The 16,222-nt window shown below is 66.8% G+C and carries 17 protein-coding genes and 1 tRNA gene; 7 read left to right on the top strand and 11 right to left on the bottom strand.

The window, feature by feature from the left end:
* Positions 1 to 128: 128 nt before the first annotated feature.
* Positions 129 to 1,763 carry an acyl-CoA synthetase gene (locus WV31_RS07275; RefSeq protein ID WP_085372932.1) on the bottom strand — a complete coding sequence of 545 codons (1,635 nt, stop codon included), beginning with the start codon at positions 1,761 to 1,763 and terminating at the stop codon, positions 129 to 131.
* Positions 1,764 to 1,946: 183 nt separating this feature from the next.
* On the opposite strand from WV31_RS07275, the gene WV31_RS07270 reads away from it, so the two are divergent.
* From WV31_RS07270 to WV31_RS07255, 4 genes are read left to right on the top strand one after another with little or no spacing between them, the layout of a single operon-like run.
* Positions 1,947 to 3,182 carry a GGDEF domain-containing protein gene (locus WV31_RS07270; RefSeq protein WP_145980775.1) on the top strand — a complete coding sequence of 412 codons (1,236 nt, stop codon included), beginning with the start codon at positions 1,947 to 1,949 and terminating at the stop codon, positions 3,180 to 3,182.
* Positions 3,183 to 3,226: 44 nt separating this feature from the next.
* Complete coding sequence (mamU, locus tag WV31_RS07265; protein WP_085372930.1) at positions 3,227 to 4,132, top strand: lipid kinase MamU; 906 nt, start codon at positions 3,227 to 3,229, stop codon at positions 4,130 to 4,132.
* On the top strand, positions 4,129 to 4,926 hold the full coding sequence (locus WV31_RS07260) for a metallophosphoesterase family protein (protein WP_085372929.1): 798 nt from the start codon (positions 4,129 to 4,131) through the stop codon (positions 4,924 to 4,926). Before mamU ends, WV31_RS07260 begins: the two co-directional genes overlap by 4 nt.
* A gap of 52 nt (positions 4,927 to 4,978) precedes the next feature.
* Entirely contained in the window at positions 4,979 to 6,940 is a 1,962-nt protein-coding gene (locus tag WV31_RS07255; protein WP_237051534.1) for an O-linked N-acetylglucosamine transferase, SPINDLY family protein, read from the top strand.
* A gap of 4 nt (positions 6,941 to 6,944) precedes the next feature.
* Here WV31_RS07255 and WV31_RS07250 read toward each other — a convergent pair whose 3' ends face one another.
* The 5 genes from WV31_RS07250 to WV31_RS21985 all read right to left on the bottom strand — a co-directional run bounded on the left by WV31_RS07250 (position 6,945) and on the right by WV31_RS21985 (position 9,852).
* Positions 6,945 to 7,820, bottom strand: coding sequence for a DMT family transporter (locus WV31_RS07250; protein WP_085372927.1), 876 nt, complete (start codon positions 7,818 to 7,820; stop codon positions 6,945 to 6,947).
* Between the two features lie 5 nt (positions 7,821 to 7,825).
* Positions 7,826 to 8,074 carry a hypothetical protein gene (locus tag WV31_RS07245; RefSeq protein ID WP_085372926.1) on the bottom strand — a complete coding sequence of 83 codons (249 nt, stop codon included), beginning with the start codon at positions 8,072 to 8,074 and terminating at the stop codon, positions 7,826 to 7,828.
* A 5-nt stretch (positions 8,075 to 8,079) separates the two neighbouring features.
* The gene (locus WV31_RS07240) at positions 8,080 to 8,673 is read right to left on the bottom strand and encodes a BON domain-containing protein (protein ID WP_085372925.1); all 594 of its coding nucleotides are present in this window, start codon (positions 8,671 to 8,673) and stop codon (positions 8,080 to 8,082) included.
* Between the two features lie 65 nt (positions 8,674 to 8,738).
* On the bottom strand, positions 8,739 to 9,638 hold the full coding sequence (locus WV31_RS07235) for an HTH domain-containing protein (RefSeq protein ID WP_085372924.1): 900 nt from the start codon (positions 9,636 to 9,638) through the stop codon (positions 8,739 to 8,741).
* A 67-nt stretch (positions 9,639 to 9,705) separates the two neighbouring features.
* Complete coding sequence (locus tag WV31_RS21985) at positions 9,706 to 9,852, bottom strand: hypothetical protein (protein ID WP_168185867.1); 147 nt, start codon at positions 9,850 to 9,852, stop codon at positions 9,706 to 9,708.
* 160 nt (positions 9,853 to 10,012) lie between these two features.
* On the opposite strand from WV31_RS21985, the gene WV31_RS07230 reads away from it, so the two are divergent.
* Positions 10,013 to 10,447: a hypothetical protein gene (locus WV31_RS07230; RefSeq protein ID WP_237051533.1), complete on the top strand. Its 435-nt coding sequence runs from the start codon at positions 10,013 to 10,015 to the stop codon at positions 10,445 to 10,447.
* A 39-nt stretch (positions 10,448 to 10,486) separates the two neighbouring features.
* Here the strand turns inward: WV31_RS07230 and WV31_RS07225 are convergent.
* The 5 genes from WV31_RS07225 to gyrA all read right to left on the bottom strand — a co-directional run bounded on the left by WV31_RS07225 (position 10,487) and on the right by gyrA (position 14,850).
* Positions 10,487 to 10,562: transfer RNA gene (locus WV31_RS07225), tRNA-Lys, on the bottom strand.
* A 60-nt stretch (positions 10,563 to 10,622) separates the two neighbouring features.
* The gene (locus tag WV31_RS07220; protein WP_085372922.1) at positions 10,623 to 11,168 is read right to left on the bottom strand and encodes a peptidylprolyl isomerase; all 546 of its coding nucleotides are present in this window, start codon (positions 11,166 to 11,168) and stop codon (positions 10,623 to 10,625) included.
* Positions 11,169 to 11,172: 4 nt separating this feature from the next.
* Positions 11,173 to 11,649: a peptidylprolyl isomerase gene (locus WV31_RS07215; protein WP_085372921.1), complete on the bottom strand. Its 477-nt coding sequence runs from the start codon at positions 11,647 to 11,649 to the stop codon at positions 11,173 to 11,175.
* An 11-nt stretch (positions 11,650 to 11,660) separates the two neighbouring features.
* A complete protein-coding gene (gene coaD / locus WV31_RS07210) occupies positions 11,661 to 12,167 on the bottom strand; it encodes a pantetheine-phosphate adenylyltransferase (RefSeq protein WP_068434820.1) in 507 nt (168 codons plus the stop codon).
* Positions 12,160 to 14,850, bottom strand: coding sequence for a DNA gyrase subunit A (gene gyrA, locus WV31_RS07205; RefSeq protein WP_085372920.1), 2,691 nt, complete (start codon positions 14,848 to 14,850; stop codon positions 12,160 to 12,162). The genes coaD and gyrA overlap by 8 nt, the downstream gene beginning before the upstream one ends.
* A gap of 185 nt (positions 14,851 to 15,035) precedes the next feature.
* On the opposite strand from gyrA, the gene WV31_RS07200 reads away from it, so the two are divergent.
* Together WV31_RS07200 and ssb are read left to right on the top strand one after the other, a co-directional pair.
* On the top strand, positions 15,036 to 15,452 hold the full coding sequence (locus WV31_RS07200; RefSeq protein ID WP_085372919.1) for a hypothetical protein: 417 nt from the start codon (positions 15,036 to 15,038) through the stop codon (positions 15,450 to 15,452).
* 206 nt (positions 15,453 to 15,658) lie between these two features.
* Positions 15,659 to 16,165, top strand: coding sequence for a single-stranded DNA-binding protein (ssb, locus tag WV31_RS07195; protein ID WP_085372918.1), 507 nt, complete (start codon positions 15,659 to 15,661; stop codon positions 16,163 to 16,165).
* Positions 16,166 to 16,222 lie beyond the last annotated feature (57 nt).

Below are 16,222 nucleotides of genomic sequence, written 5' to 3'. Positions count from 1 at the left end.
ACGAACGAACTATAGCCACGACTGGTCGGACCAGTCAAACCGGCGTGTGGTATGTACACCGAAAGGAGATTGATCTGACTTCGGGCATACCGGGGCGTGCGACACGGCGACCGCACGCCCCGGGCGGCTCAATCGACGATTTTCTTGGCCATTTCCCTCAGGACGAATTTCTGGACCTTGCCGGTCGAGGTCTTGGGCAGGGAGGTGAAGACCACGGTGCGCGGGCACTTGTAATGGGCAAGACGCTGGCGGCAGAAGGCGATGATCTCGTCCGAGGTGGCCGTCGCCCCCTCCTTCAGCCCGATGAAGGCGCAGGGCGTCTCGCCCCACTTCTCGTCGGGCCGCGCCACCACGGCGGCCTCGCCCACCGCCGGATGCTGGTAGAGCACGCCTTCGACCTCGATGGTCGAGATGTTCTCGCCGCCCGAGATGATGATGTCCTTGGAGCGGTCCTTCAACTCGATGTAGCCGTCGGCGTGCCAGACGCCCAGGTCACCGGTGTGGAACCAGCCGCCCGAGAACGCCTCCTGGGTGGCCGAGGGATTCTTGAGGTAGCCCTTCATCACCACGTTGCCGCGATAGAATACCTCGCCCATGGTGGCGCCGTCCTTGGGCACCGGCACCAGGCTCACCGGGTCGGCGACCATCATCGCCTCCTCGTTGACGTAGCGCACCCCCTGGCGCGACTTCATCTTGGCCCGCTCGTCCAACGGCAGTTCGTCCCACTCCTCCTTCCAGGCGCAGACGGTGGCCGGGCCGTAGACCTCGGTCAGGCCGTAGACGTGGGTGATCTTGAAGCCCTGGGATTCCAGCCGGCCGATGACGGCGGCGGGCGGCGGAGCGGCGGCGGTCATGAATTCCACCGGATGGGGCAGCGGCCGGCGGTCCTTTTCCGGGGCATTGATCAGCATGCCCATGACGATGGGCGCGCCGCACATATGGGTGACCTTGTGCTTCTCGATGGCGGCGAACATGTGGCCGCCGTCCACCCGGCGCAGGCAGACGTTGGTGCCGGCCAAGGCCGCCAGGGTCCAGGGAAAGCACCAGCCGTTGCAATGGAACATGGGCAGCGTCCACAGATAGACCGGATGCCCCGTCATCCCCCAGTTGACGACATTGCCCAAGGCGTTGATGTAGGCGCCGCGATGGTGATAGACCACGCCCTTGGGATTGCCGGTCGTGCCCGAGGTGTAGTTGAGCGCGATGGCGTCCCACTCGTCGGACGGCCAGACCCAGGCGTATTCGGGATCGCCGCCGGCGATGAACGCCTCGTACTCCATCTCGCCCAGCAGCTCGCCGGTGGTGACGGCCGCGTCGTCGATGTCGATGACGATGGGCTTGTTGTCCAGAAGCGACAGCGCCTTCTTGATGGTCGGCGAGAATTCCCGGTCGGTGAGCAGAACCTTGGCCTCGCCGTGTTGCAGCATGAAGGCGATGGCCTCGGCGTCCAGGCGGATGTTCAGCGCGCAGATCACGCCGCCGGTCATGGGCACGCCGAACGCCGCCTCATAGGCGGCCGGCGTGTTGGCCGCCATCACCGCCACGGTATCGCCCACCCCGATGCCCCGCGCCGCCAGGGCCGAACCCAGGCGGCGGCAGCGCTCGTAGGTCTGCTTCCAGGTGAAGCGCAGGTCGCCGTGAATCACCGAAACGCGGTCGGGATAGACGAAGGCCGCGCGCTCGAGAAAGCCCAGCGGCGTCAGCGGCACGTAATTGGCCGGATTCTTGTCGAGATGGGTGTTGTAGGGATTGGCTGCGGACATCTGGGTCTCCCGATTATCGCCCGTTTTCGGCCTTTGCGGCGCGTCGTTGCCTCAGGAGCATGCGGCTGGAATGAATGCTTTTCAACCGGGATTTGCCATGCTTGACCATTGTCAAAATGGGGTTTTTCCAATACCCTCCGCCCCGGAGTGAGAGGGGAACTCACGAGCGCGGGAGTATGGGCGGTGGACGGTTCCGGACAGATGCAGAGCGACCTGATCGAGGCGAATGGGGAAGGCCCCAAGGGCTGGCGCTCCTTCGCCGCCCACCTGTTCGCGCCCATCAAGATCACCTGGGGTCAGTTCTTCGACCTGCTGGTGCCGCTGCGCCATTCCCCCCATATCCGTCGCCACGCGGCGTCGGTGATCATCTCGCGCATCCAGCTGGTGGCCGCCATCTTCGCGGTGATGGTGCCCCTGTGGTCGGTCATCGACTGGTTCGTCTTTCCCTGGCCGCAATGGGCGATGATGACCACGCTGCGCCTGGGCTCGGGACTGATCTTCCTGTTGCTGGCCTGGCCGTGGGACATCACCAAGACCCGGATTCAGGCCGATTCCATGCTGATGGCCATGCTGCTGGTGCCCCCGGTGTTCTACCTGGTCTCCATCAAGGTGACCGAGGACCTGGCTGTCACCGGCGTCGCCCTGCTGGTCACCAAGCTCTACGCCCTGATGCCCAATATCGTGCTGGCCGGCCTGGCGATCTTTCCGCTGACCGCCTTCGAGGTGCTGCTGTTCTCGGCTCCCGCCTTCGTCTTCGCGGTGGTCGGCCTGCTGATGGGCGGCCAGACCCTGTCGGTGGACGTGCACGGCCCCATGTTCTGGCTGATGGTGCTGGTGATGGGCGTGGCCATGTTCTCGGGCATGAGCCAGCTGCACTACATCACCGCCCTGGTCAACCGCGCCATGGTCGACACCCTGACCGGCGCTTATACCAGACGCTCGGGCGGCGAGGCGCTGGACCTGCAGTTCCGCCTGTCGGCCATGCGCAACACCCCCCTGGCCATCGCCTTCTTCGATCTCGACAAGTTCAAGTCCATCAACGACACCTATGGCCACGAGGAGGGCGACAAGGCCCTGAAGACCCTGGCCGAAAATCTGCGCCAGGGATTGCGGCGCGGCGACGTCCTGGTGCGCTGGGGCGGCGAGGAATTCGTCGCCATCCTGACCGACACCAATGCCGAGGGCGCCAAGATCCTGATGGAACGCCTGCGGACCAGCGGCTTCGGCCCCCGCCCCGACGGCAGCCCCATGACCGCCTCCATCGGCGTGGCCGAGCGCGTGGCCGACGGCGCCGCCGACTGGCCGAAGCTCATCGAACTGGCCGACCAGCGCATGTACGAGGCCAAGCGCGGCGGCCGCGACCGCGCCGTCCTGCCCGAGGGCCAGACCCTGGTGTTCGGCGACAAGCCCATCTTCTGAGCCGGGGACTTGACAGGTCGCCCCTGGTGGCGTGCAGTCGAGGCATGAGACTGGCCCTCGTCATCAACCGTTCCGCCGGAACCTTCCGGCGCCTGCCCCTGGATTCCACGGTGGCGGCCATCGCCGCCACCATGGCCGGGGCCGGACACGTGGTCCGCGTCGAGATCGTCGGCCGGCGCGAACTGGCCCGCACCCTGTCGATCCTGGCGGAAAGCCGCGATGTGGATTGCGTGGTGGTGGGCGGCGGCGACGGCACCATCCTCACCGCCATCCTGGCCGGGCTGGGACGTGACAAGCCGCTGGGCATCCTGCCGCTGGGTACGCTCAACCTGTTCGCCCGCGACTTAGGGTTGCCGCTCGATCCGGTGGAGGCCGCCGGCATCCTGGCCGGCGCCACGGCCCGCGATATCGATCTGGCCGAGGTCAACGGCCTGCCCTTCGCCATCTGGGCCTCCATGGGCATGCACCCCTGGGTGGTGCGCCGCCGCGACCACATGCAGCGCGGTGGCTGGCCCAAGGGCCGTGCCATGCTGCTGGCGGCGCTGCGCGCCTTTCGCCGCTTCCCGCTCATCGACGTGACGCTGGCCCTGCCCGACGGCGCCGTCACCGTCTCCACCCCCATGCTGTTCATCACCAACAATCCCTGGCGGGAAGAGCCCCTGCCCCTGTCGCGCGAGGCGCTGGATACCGGCAAGCTGGTGATCCACGTGGCGGCCTGTTCCGGCCGCCTGTCGCTGTTGTGGCTCTTCGTCGAGGCGGTGATCGGCCACTGGCGGGCCAGCCCGCGCCTCAAGACCTTCACCACCGAGGAGGTGCGCGTCACCAGCCGCAAGCGCCGCATGATGGTCTCGCTGGACGGCGAGGTGACGGTGATGAACGCGCCGCTGGTGTTCCGCGCCCGGCCCAGGGCGCTTCGGGTGCTGATGCCCGACCGGGGAGAGCCGGCATGAGGACCGTCGCCCACCTCTCCGACCTGCATTTCGGCCGTACCGATGCCAAGGTGGTGGCGGCGCTGCTGCACGACCTGCAGCACCAGAGGCCCGATCTGGTCATCGTCTCGGGCGATCTCACCCAGCGGGCGCGATCGCACCAGTTCGCCGAGGCCCGCGCCTTCCTCTCCCACTGCCCCGCCCCCGCCCTGGTGGTTCCCGGCAACCACGACCTGGAGCCGCTCTACCGGCCGTGGAAGCGGATCTTCCGGCCGCGCGCCAAGTTTCACAAGCATCTGCCCGGCCACGATTCCATGCCGGTCTGGCAGGACGAATCCCTGGTGGCGGTCGGTCTGGACAGCACCCGGTCGCTGCGGTGGAAGTCCGGCGCGCTGAAAGGCGCCCATCTCGACCATCTGGAATCCACCCTGGATGGCGCATCCTCCGATGCCGTCAAGCTGGTGTTCCTCCATCACCCCCCCTCCACCGCGTCGGGTGGCCATCCTTACGAAGCGCTGGTCGAGCACGGCATCGACGCGGTGCTCACGGGACATGTCCACCACGCCCGGGTCGAGTTGATCAACGGCCAGCACGGCCGCTCGCTGGTGCTGGTCCAGGCCACCACCGCCTGCTCCACCCGGCTGCGCGAGGATTCCAACGGCTATTGCCTGCTGCGCTTGGATTGCGACCACATGGAAGTGGCGATCCGCGGCTGGACCGGCGACGTTTTTCACACCGTGCGCCACCACTGGTTCGAGAAGCGCGCCGCCACCTGGCGCACGGTTCCCCGCCCCCACCACGTCTTTCCGGCTTGATGCCTCCGGCATTTGCGGGCATGGAAGGGCTATGAATAATATGGATCAAGACATGGCGAAGGCGGTCAAGCTGGCCCAGGCGGGCAAGCTGAAGCCGGCCATCGCCATCCTGGACGGGCTGATCCGCTCGGCGCCCTCGTCGATACCGGTGCGCTACAATCTGGCGCTGTTCCTGCTGATGGCCGGACGCCATGCCGAGGCTTTGGCCCATCTCGACCGCATCCTGGCCGCCCAGCCGGGCCATCCGCCCTCGCTGTTCAGCAAGGCCAAGGGGCTGCTGGCGCTGGACCGCGCCGCCGAAGCCCTGCCCATCCTCGAGCGCCTCGCCGCCGGCGACGACCCGGAAAGCCTGCTGGCGCTGGGCAATGCGCTGCGCGCGCTGAACCGCATGGCCGAGGCGGCGGGGGCGTTTCACCGCCTGACCCGGGTCGCCCCCGCCTTCGCCGGCGGGCATATGAATCTCGCCATTCTGCTGGTGTCATCGCCCGACAACGACGCGGCCCTGGCCGCCCTGGACACCGGAACCCGCCTGCATCCGGGCATCGCCGAGCTCCACGCCATGCGCGGCCAGGTGCTGCTGCGCCTGGGCCGCCACGCCGAAGCCATCGCGGCGCTCGCCAAGGCGCTGGAGATCAATCCCGCCTTGGCGCCGGCCAGGGGCCACCTCATGCGGGCCTACCGCGAGACCGCCGATTGGGACAACGAGGAGCGGCTGTTCGGCGAAATCCGCGCCGCCATCGCCAAGGGCGAGATCAAGGGGCAGTTGCCGCTGTCCACCCAGGACGCCCTGTTCTACCCCTTCACGGGCGAGGAATTGCGCCGCATCGCCGGGCTGGAGGTCGCCTTCCGGGTGCCGGGACAAATCCGGCCGGTGGTGCGCCCAGCCGCAAAATCGCAGCCGCCCTTGGTGGTGGGCTACCTTTCGCCCGATTACCGCGAGCACGCCACCATGCATCTGGCAGGCGACATCTTCGCCGCCCATGACCGCGACCGGGTGCGGCCCATGGCCTATTCGGTGGGCCCCGACGACGGATCGGACTGGCGGGCCCGCATGGCGCGGGACTGCGATTCCTTCGTCGACCTGTCCGCCATGGGCGACCGCGCCGCCGCCGAGCGCATCGCCGCCGACGGCGTCCATGTCCTGGTGGACCTGTCGGTATTCACCCGCCACGCCCGCCCCGGCATCGCAGCACTGCGTCCCGCTCCCGTCCAGGCGGTATGGCTGGGCCTCGCCGCCAGTTCCGCCGCGCCCTGGCTGGATTACGCCATCGTCGATCCGGTACTGGTGCCGCCGGCCCACCGCGGGCATTTTGCCGAGAAACTTATTTTTCTGCCAGACACTTACCAAGCGAACCTCACCTGGTTTCCACCGGCTGCGCCGCCGTCCCGGCCGGCATTGGGCCTGCCCGAGGACCGGCTGGTGCTGTGCTCGTTCAACGGCCATCGCAAGCTGGACCGCGCCAGCTTCTCCCTGTGGCTGGAGATCCTGGCCGAATTGCCCGACGCGGTCCTGTGGCAGCTGGCCCCGCCCGAAGCCGCCCGTCATCGTCTGGAAGAGGTGGCGCGGCAGGCCGGCATCGACCCCGCCCGGCTGATCTGGGCCCCGTCCCTGCCCCGGGCCGACCATCTGGCCCGCCTGCCCGCCGCCGACCTGTTCATGGACGCCCTGGTCTGCGGCGCCCATACCACGGCGGCCGATTCCTTGCGCACGGGCGTGCCGCTGGTCACCATGGCCGGGCCGCGCCTGGGCTCGCGGGTCGCCGCCTCGCTGCTGCATGCGGTGGGATTGCCGGAACTGGCGAGCGACAGCCCCGCCGCCTTCAAGGCGCTGGTGGTGGAACTGGGCCGCGACCGCCCGCGCCTGTCGGCCTTGCGCGCCCGTTTGATGGAATTACTGCCGACTTCCCCCGCCTTCGACCCCGCCCGCTTCGCCCGCCATCTGGAAAGCGGCTATGAAACCGCGTGGGCGCGCCATGCGGCAGGCCGCAAGCCCGAGGACATCGTCGTCGGCTGATACCCTATTTGCGGACCACCAGGGCCACGCCGATGGCGGTGGCGGCCATTCCGGCCAGGGCCAGCGGAGTCAGCACCTCGTCGAACAGCAGCCAGGCCAGCAGGGCGGTGACCGGCGGCACCAGATAGAAGAAGCTGGCCACCTTGGCCGCCTCGCCCAGACGGATCAGGGTCATCAGCAGGCTGATGGCGCCCAGCGACAGCACCAGCACCAGCCAGCCCAGCGCCAGCACGAAGTGAGCCGTCCACTGGATGACCATGGTCTCGAACCCCACCGCCAGGGGCGCCAGGGCCGCCAGGGCGGCCAGATACTGGATCAGGGTGCCGGTGCGCAGGTCCATGCCGGTGCAAAAGCGCTTCTGGTACAAGGTGCCGCCGGTGATGGCCAGCAGGGCGGCGATGGCGAAGGCCATGCCGTCCCAGCCGAAGCCGTCGAAATTCACTCCCGTCAGGCGGGTCGACAGCACCATGGCGACGCCCACCAGTCCGAGACCAAGGCCCAGCCACTGGCGCGGCCCCACCGTCTCGCCCAGCAAGGGCCCGACCACGGCGGCGGTCAGCAGCGGCTGCAACCCGGCCACCAGGGCGACCATGCCCGACGGCACGCCGTGATGGATGGCGCTGAACACGCCGCCCAGATAGATGGCGTGGACCAGGAGCCCCGAGACGGCCAGATGCAGCCACAGTCTGGGATCGGTGGGAAACTTGGCGCGGCTGGCCGCCACCACCGCGCCCAGCAGCGCGATGACGATGATGAAGCGCAGCACCAGGAAGGTGAAGGGCTCGGCATAGGGCAGGCCGTACTTACCGCCGATGAAGCCGGTGCTCCACAGCAGCACGAAGACGCCCGGCATGGCCTTGGTCCAGGCGTGGTCCCGCATGGTGCTCAGCTCTCGGCCTTGGGTGTCTCGGCCGGGGCGTCCTGCCGCTTGGGCGGCTCCTCGCCGCCGGTCCAGAACACCCAGGTGGAGCCCAGCCAGAAAACCATGGAGATGAAGCCCGCCAGCTTGGGCGGCACGCCGAAATACTTGGGCAGGACCAGCAGCAGGGTGATGCCGCCGACAAAGCCGAACAGGGTCCAGACGGCGCCGATCACGTGGCGCGGCAAGCCCTTCTTCTTGGGGGTGTCATTCATGATTCTCAGGGCCTGACTTCGATATAGTTGACCACCTTCTTGATCCCCTCGCCTTCCCGGAGGCGGGAAATGGCCTTGTTGGCCTCTTCCTGGGAACGGGCGCGGCCGATGACGTAGAGATTGCCGTAGGAATCCACGGTGGTGCGGAAATTCACGTCGGCCCCCCCCTTGGTACCGATCAGGCGGGCTTGCGCCTTGACGCCCATCTCCACCGTATCGGCCCAGCTGGGCAGCGCCTTGCGCTTGGGATCGTCCTTAGGCAAATAGGTTACGTGCCAGTAGAGCTTCTTCACGCCCTCGACGCTCTTCACATCCTTCTGGAACTGGTCGTAGGTGGCCTTGTCATCGAACAGGCCGGTGATCAGCAGCCGCTGCTCGTAGATCTCGGTCGAGGCCTTGATGGTGGCGTTCTTGCCCATATAGCCGTTGACCTTGGCGACGATGACGTTGTCCTTGGCGATGTCCGAAGCCGAACGCGCCTCGATGGCCCGGTCGATCAGGGTTTTGGGCGCGGTCAGCACGTCCATCAACTGCGCTTGGGCGGGAGAGGCGAGGACGAGGCCGAGGCCGGCGGCGGCGGCAAGGACGAAACGACGCATGGAGCGCTTCCCGGGCAATGGTGTGACCAGCAACCATACAGGCCAAGACCAAGACCGCCAATCGGCTATTTGGCCGGGCTGACGGCCGCGCCCTTCAGGTGCTTGTGCACCGCCTGGCGGGAAATGCCCAGTTCCTTGCCGATGCGGGCCAGGGACCATTCGGGATTGGCCTCTTTCAGGGCGCGGGCGCGGTCCTTGGTGGACGGCGCCGTTCCCCGGATGCTCAGTCCCTGAGCCAAAGTCTCGAAATCGGCGGCCAGCACGGCATAGCCGCTGCAATCCTCCCTGCCCCGCCCGCTCCAATACTCCAGGCGGGCGGAGAAATCGGCGATGGAGGCCACCGGCAGCCCCCGGCGCCAGGCCTCCTCGACCAGGCGGTGACGGGCGGCGCAGGCCGGCGGCAGGACCGGCGGCTGGGTTTCGGGCTCGGCCACCAGTTCCATGTGGCGCAGCCGGGCCTCCCAACGCAGGGCTTCCATCCGGGCGGCCTCGATACCGGCCGGCATGGGCTGGGCGGCGGCCACCGCCGCCTCGATCTCGGCGACACTTCCGCCAGATGATGCGGCCGAGATGAACACCGTTTCGAAATCCGTGGGACGCAGGACCGCCTCGATACTCCCGTAGCGCTCGATCACTGCCGCCCGCTCGTCGACGCGGCTCATCTCGCGCAGCCGCGACAGGCGCACGGCGCGGATGATGCTGCCCGGCTTGGCTCCTTCCTCGTGCAGACGAAGCGCCTGCATGGCCGCCTCGGCGCCGTCGCCCTTGCGGGTGGCGCAGCGCCGGGCCAAGACCTCCAGGCCGGCGGGATAGCTGCCCCATTCCAGATCGCAGAATGCCCGGGCGCGCTCCAGCGCCTCGTCCTGCTCGGCCTCGCTCTCGGACTCGTAGAGCGCCAGCATGCCTTCCAGACGGTCGAGGGCCTTGTCCTCGCGCCCCTGGCTCATCAAGTCGAATAGATCCATCGCCCCCTCGTCAACGCACAGGTTGACGGTGCTACGGCCCAGGCGGACTGTCAAGACGGCTCGGTGATCAGGGATTAGCGGACACCTTGTCCCGAAGCTCGGCGGAGAGCCTTGCCACCACCGCCCTGATCAGGCTGGGCGGCGCGGTCAGCACCGAATACCCCTCGCCGGCGAGGCAGGCAGTCACTGCGGCAAGGAGAGGACGAGGTATCATCACAGCCTCCGTCAAGGAGACGGAAAGAATAAGGACGAAGCCATCATAGTATGGAGCACCTGAATATTCGGTAAACAGGCCGCCTGCCTAAGCAGTCTCCACAATGACGGAATCCGGCAATTTGGCGTAATGTTTTCATGGATATCCAAGGGAGGACGGGGTGACGGATCTCAAGCCCACCTCAGCGGAAGCACAGATGATCCTGGCCGAGCTTCGCGGCCTCCGGGATGAAGTCCTGGCCATGCATCAGGAAACCCGCGCGACCTTGGTCGCCTTGCGGGAATTGTTCACCGAAATCCGCCAGGTCGAAAAAGTCGAAGCCGACATCGAGGAGGAACTGGAAGCGGTGGCCGATCGCATCGGCAACGCCATGGAAGACGACCGAATGTCCCTCACCTCCTGCTCGGCATGCGGCTCCAACGTGGAGCGCCACGCCGCCGAGAACGGAATTCTGCTGATCTGCAACGCCTGCGGCCACACCGCCTTCGTCGACCGCCGCACCGGCAAGGAGCGCCGGAATGTGGGCGTCGACCCCCGGGAGGGCCCCTCCGACCAGGTGGCCGACACCATCGACTGGACCCGCGCCGACATGTAAAAAACCCGCCGGCTGATAACCGGCGGGTTTTCGAGGTCTTGGTGGGTCCGCCGGGACTCGAACCCGGGACCTCTCGATTAAAAGTCGCTTGCTCTACCGACTGAGCTACGGACCCAGAAACGAAGGGCGCTCACCATAGGCAGATGAGCGCCGCTCGTCAACGATGGGAAGAACCCTACTTCTTGATGTCCGCCAGCACCTGCATGCGGATGAGCTTATCGGGCTTGGAAACGATGCCGTTGTCGGCCGGATCGCCCGACTTGATGCGGTCCACGCTCTCCATTCCCTCGATCACCCGGCCCACGGCGGTATAGCGGCCGTCCAGGCTGGGGGCCGAGCCGAACATGATGAAGAACTGGGAATCGGCCGAGTCCGGGCTGGCCGAACGGGCCATGCCCACCACGCCGCGCACGAAGGGTTCGCCGGTGAACTCGGCGCGCAGCTTGACACCCGAGCCGCCGGTGCCGGTGCCGGTGGGATCGCCGCCCTGGGCCATGAAGCCGGGGATGACGCGATGGAACACCGTGCCGTCATAGAAGCCCTTGCGCACCAGTTCCTTGATGCGGGCCACATGCTTGGGCGCCAGATCGGGGCGCAGTTCGATGGTCACCTTGCCGGTGGCGATTTCCATCACCAGGGTGTTCTCGGGATCGGCGGCCACGGCCGGCTGGGTCACGGCCAGGATCAGGGCGGCGGCGGCGAGAAACAGACGCTTCAGCATGGTCTCAACCCTCGGAATCGGCGGCGACGCGCAAGGACACGATGCAATCGGGATCGGTGACCGCCCCGGTGCGCGGCGCGCCCTTCTTGATCATGTCCACGAACTCCATGCCTTCGACCACCTGGCCCCAGATGGTGTACTGGCGATCCAGGTAGGACTGGGTGTCGAAACAGATGAAGAACTGGGAATCGGCGCTGTCGGGCGACTGGGCGCGGGCCATGGAGCAGGTGCCGCGCACATGCTTGCCCGAGTTGAACTCCGCCTTCAGCTTGGTGCCGGAACCGCCGGTGCCGGTGCCCAGCGGGCAGCCGGTCTGGGCCATGAAGCCGTCGATCACCCGGTGGAACTTGATGCCGTCATAGAACTTGGCGCGGGCCAGTTCCTTGATGCGGGCCACGTGGTTGGGCGCGAGGTCGGGGCGCAGTTCGATGACGACGCGACCGTCCTTCAGGTCGAGATACAGGGTGTTCTCAAGGTCCACTTTGGTCTTCCTTAAGCCGAGAAGCCGAACTTTTCGTCCAGCCGTGCCTTGACGCGGGGGCTGACGAACTGGGAGATGTCGCCGCCCAGGCGGCCGATCTCCTTGACGAAGCGCGACGAGATGAACTGGCAGCGTTCCGACGCCATCAGGAAGATGGTCTCGATGTCGGAGGTCAGGCGGGCGTTCATGCCGGCCATCTGGAATTCATACTCGAAATCGGAAACGGCGCGCAGGCCCCGTACGATCAGGTTGGCGCCGCATTTGGCGGTGAAATCCACCAGCAGGGTGTCGAAGGGGCGCACCTCGATGCTGACGCCCACCGACTGGGACAGCTCGGCCATTTCGGCCTCGGCCATGGCGACGCGCTCTTCCAGGGTGAACAGCGGCCCCTTGCCGGCATTGACCGCCACGGCGACGATCAGATGGTCCACCATCCGCGTGGCGCGGGCCACGATGTCCATATGCCCATTGGTGATGGGGTCGAAGGTCCCGGGATAGAGACCGACGCGCTTAGGCATCCTCGCCTCCCGCCATATCCTCGGCTGCATCCCCGGCTCCCTCGTCGGACTCGTCGGGCTCTTCGCCATTGCCCCCGATATCGCACAGTCTGGCGGCGGATACCACCCGTTCGTTCTCGGCGGTGCGCAGCAAGGTGACGCCCTGGGTCTTGCGTCCGGCGATGCGGATGTCGTCCACCGGCATGCGGATCAGCTTGCCGCCGTCGCTGACCAGCATGATGTCATCCTCGTGGTTGACGGGGAACGACGCCACCACGGTGCCGGTCTTGGCGGTCATGTCCAGGTTGGCGATGCCCGAGCCGCCACGGCCGGTGATGCGGTATTCGAAGGCCGAGGTACGCTTGCCGAAGCCGTTTTCGGTGACGGTGAGCACGAATTGCTGCTCGGCGCCCATCTTCTCCATCTGCTCGGCGGGCAGATCGCCCTTGAGAAAGGCCTCGCGGGTCTCGGAATCGTAGTCGGTGTGGCGCAGGATGGACATGGAGATGACCTCGTCATCCCCGTCCAGCCGGATGCCGCGCACGCCGGTGGAATCGCGGCTCTTGAACTCGCGCACGTCCTGGACCGGAAAGCGGATGGCCTTGCCCAGATGGGTGGCCAGCAGGACGTCGTCGGTCTCGGCCGAACAGGTCTGCACCGAGATCAGGCGCTCGCCCTCGCCCAGCTTCATGGCGATCTTGCCGTTGGCGCGCACCTCGGTGAAGTCGGACAGCGGATTGCGCCGCACGTCGCCCTTGGAGGTGACGAACATGACGTGCAGGTCGCCCCAGGTGGTCTCGTCCTCGGGCAGCGGCATGACGGTGGAGATGGTCTCGCCCTCGTCCAGGGGCAGCAGGTTGACCATGGCCTTGCCGCGGGCCTGGGGATTGCCCAGCGGCAGGCGGTAAACCTTCAGCTTGTAGGCGATGCCGGTGGACGAGAAGAACAGCACCGGGGTGTGGGTGTTGGCCACGAACACGTCGGACAGGAAGTCCTCGTCCTTGATGTTCATGCCCGAACGGCCCTTGCCGCCGCGCTTCTGGGCGCGATAGGCGGTGACCGGCACCCGCTTGATGTAGCCGGTGTTGGTCACCGTCACCACCATGTCCTCGCGGGCGATGAGGTCCTCGATATCGGCCTCGAACTCGTTTTCCTCGATGGTGGTGCGCCGGGGCGTGGCGAACTGCTCGCGGATTTCCAGCAATTCGCCCTTCATCACCTCGAACAGGCGGGGCCGAGACGACAGGATCAGCAGATAGGCCTCGATCTGGTGGCCGATCTCGCGCAGTTCGTCGCCGATCTTGTCGCGCTCGAGCCCTGTCAGGCGATGCAGACGCAGATCCAGAATGGCCTTGGCCTGGATTTCCGACAGACGATAGCAGCCCTGCTCGTCGATGACGCGGCCGGGCTCGTCGATCAGGCGGATCAGGGGCTCCACGTCGCCCACCGGCCAGGCCCGGGTCATCAGCTTCTCGCGCGCCTCTCCGGGATCGGGAGCGGCGCGGATCAGGCGGATGACCTCGTCGATATTGGCCACGGCGATGGCCAGGCCGGCCAAGACATGGGCGCGGTCGCGGGCCTTGCCCAGTTCGAAGATGGTGCGCCGGGTGATCACCTCCTCGCGGAAGGCGATGAAGGCCTTGATGATGTCGCGCAGCGTCATCATCTGCGGTCGGCCGCCGTTCAAGGCCAGCGAGTTGACGCCGAAGCTGGTCTGCAAGGGCGTGAAGCGGTAGAGCTGGGCCAGCACCACCTCGGCGATGGCGTCGCGCTTGATCTCGATCACCACCCGCACGCCGTCGCGGTCGGATTCGTCGCGCAGGTCCGAGATGCCCTCGAGCTTCTTGTCGCGCACCAGCTCGGCGATCTGCTCGAGCATGCGGGCCTTGTTCACCTGATAGGGAATCTCGGTGACGACGATGGCCTCGCGGTCCTTGCGGATCTCCTCCACGTGGACGCGGCCGCGCATCACCACCGAGCCCCGGCCCGTCTGCTGGGCGGCGCGGATGCCCGAACGGCCGAGAATGGTGCCGCCCGTGGGGAAGTCGGGGCCGGGCACCAGCTCCATCAGCCGCTCGACCGTCACTTGCGGGTCGTCGATATAGGCGCAGCAGGCGTCGATCACCTCGCCCAGATTGTGGGGCGGAATGTTGGTGGCCATGCCCACCGCGATGCCGCCGGCGCCGTTGACCAGCAGATTGGGATAGCGGGCCGGGAGCACCGTGGGTTCGTGGGTGGATTCGTCGTAATTGGCCTGGAAGTCGACGGTTTCCTTGTCGATGTCTTCCAGCAGGGAATGGGCCGAGCGGGCCAGGCGGGCCTCGGTATAGCGCATGGCCGCCGGCGGGTCGCCGTCCATGGAGCCGAAATTGCCCTGGCCATCCACCAGCGGCAGGCGCATGGAAAAATTCTGCGCCATGCGCACCATGGCGTCGTAAATGGCCGAATCGCCATGGGGGTGATACTTACCCATGACGTCGCCGACGATGCGCGCCGATTTACGGAACGGTTTGTTGAAGTGGTAGCCCGCCTCGTTCATGGCGAACAGGATGCGGCGGTGGACCGGCTTCAGCCCGTCGCGGACGTCGGGAAGCGCGCGGCTCACGATCACGCTCATGGCGTAATCGAGATAAGAGCGCTTCATCTCGTCTTCGATGGTGACCGGAGTGATATCGAATTGCGGCGACGCGGGAGGCGTGGTCAACGAAATTTTCCCATCGGTTTCAAAAAAGGAACCAGAACTTGGGGTGGACACATATCCACGCGGCCGCACGCTACCAGATATCGTGTGACCCGACAACCCGAGGGTATGGCCGGCGGGTATTGAAGTGAACTTGCCCGCCGCCTCTGGCATAATGGGCCCTGGCGCTGCTTGCCTCGGGATGGAGCATGAAGCACGAAATCTCAGCCGCCCAGGTGGTTTCGGCCCGGGCCTCGGACACCGGCGACGCCATCCGTGTCGTGCTGGCCGACGAGTCCGGCGAGGAGCACGTGGTCATCCTGCCGCTCGACCAGATGACCCTGCTGTCGGCCTGGCTGGAGCAGGCGGGCGGTATTCCGGCCGAGGATTCCGCCCTGCCGTCCTCGTCTTCCGCCCCCTCCCCCGCCATCCCCGCCCAATCGGTGGAGCGCTGGACCATCCAGCCCGAGGCCGATGACGAGCACATCGTGCTGGGCTTCAAGCTGGCCAAGGGCGCCGAGATGAGCCTGCGCATGCACAGAAGCGGCGTCGCCGCCTATGCCAAGGCGCTGACCTCCATGCTGGGCCGCCTGCTGCCCGCGCCGCCCACCAAGGCCAAGCATTAGCGGTGTGCGTCATATTTGACTCATACCGCGATCAGCCGCCATTGAGGCGGCGGCCAAGCGGCCGGAGGGCCGCGCCCGGCGAGGGACAATGATAAGGCAAGAGCACCGTGCCTCATATTTGAGGCGCGGTGCTCTTGCCCCTTCCGCAGGCCGGTTCCTTGCAATATGATCCGCGCCAACTTTCCCCCACAGGAGCCACGAACGCCATGGCTGGCAGCGTCAACAAGGTCATTCTGGTCGGCAATCTGGGCCGCGATCCCGAGGTTAGGACCTCGCAGGACGGCTCGAAGATCGTCAACCTGAACATCGCCACCTCCGAGACCTGGAAGGATCGCGGCACCGGCGAGCGCAAGGAAAAGACCGAGTGGCACCGGGTGGTGATCTTCAATCCCAATCTGGCCGACATCGCCGAGCGCTACCTGAAGAAGGGCTCCAGCGTCTATGTCGAGGGCGCGCTCCAGACCCGCAAGTGGACCGACCAGTCGGGCCAGGAGAAGTACTCCACCGAAGTGGTGATCGGCCGTTTCAAGGGCGAGCTGACCCTGCTGGGCGGCCGTGACGGCGGCGGCGGCGGTGGTGGGTATGGCGGCGGCGGTGGCGGCGGCTACGACGACGGCCCGCGCCAGGGCGGCGGCGGCGGCGGCTCGCGCCAGCAGGGCGGCGGCCAGTCCTGGGAACCCCCGGCCGACCTGGACGACGAAATCCCCTTCTGAGGCCCGCCTGCGGCGAGCTTTCCGTGAATCGACGGCCTGGCCCCCTGGTTCAGGCCG

The organism is Magnetospirillum sp. ME-1 (assembly GCF_002105535.1).
GTDB lineage: Bacteria > Pseudomonadota > Alphaproteobacteria > Rhodospirillales > Magnetospirillaceae > Phaeospirillum.
Note: the sequence above shows the minus strand (reverse complement) of the source record. Positions and strands in the feature narration are given on the sequence as shown.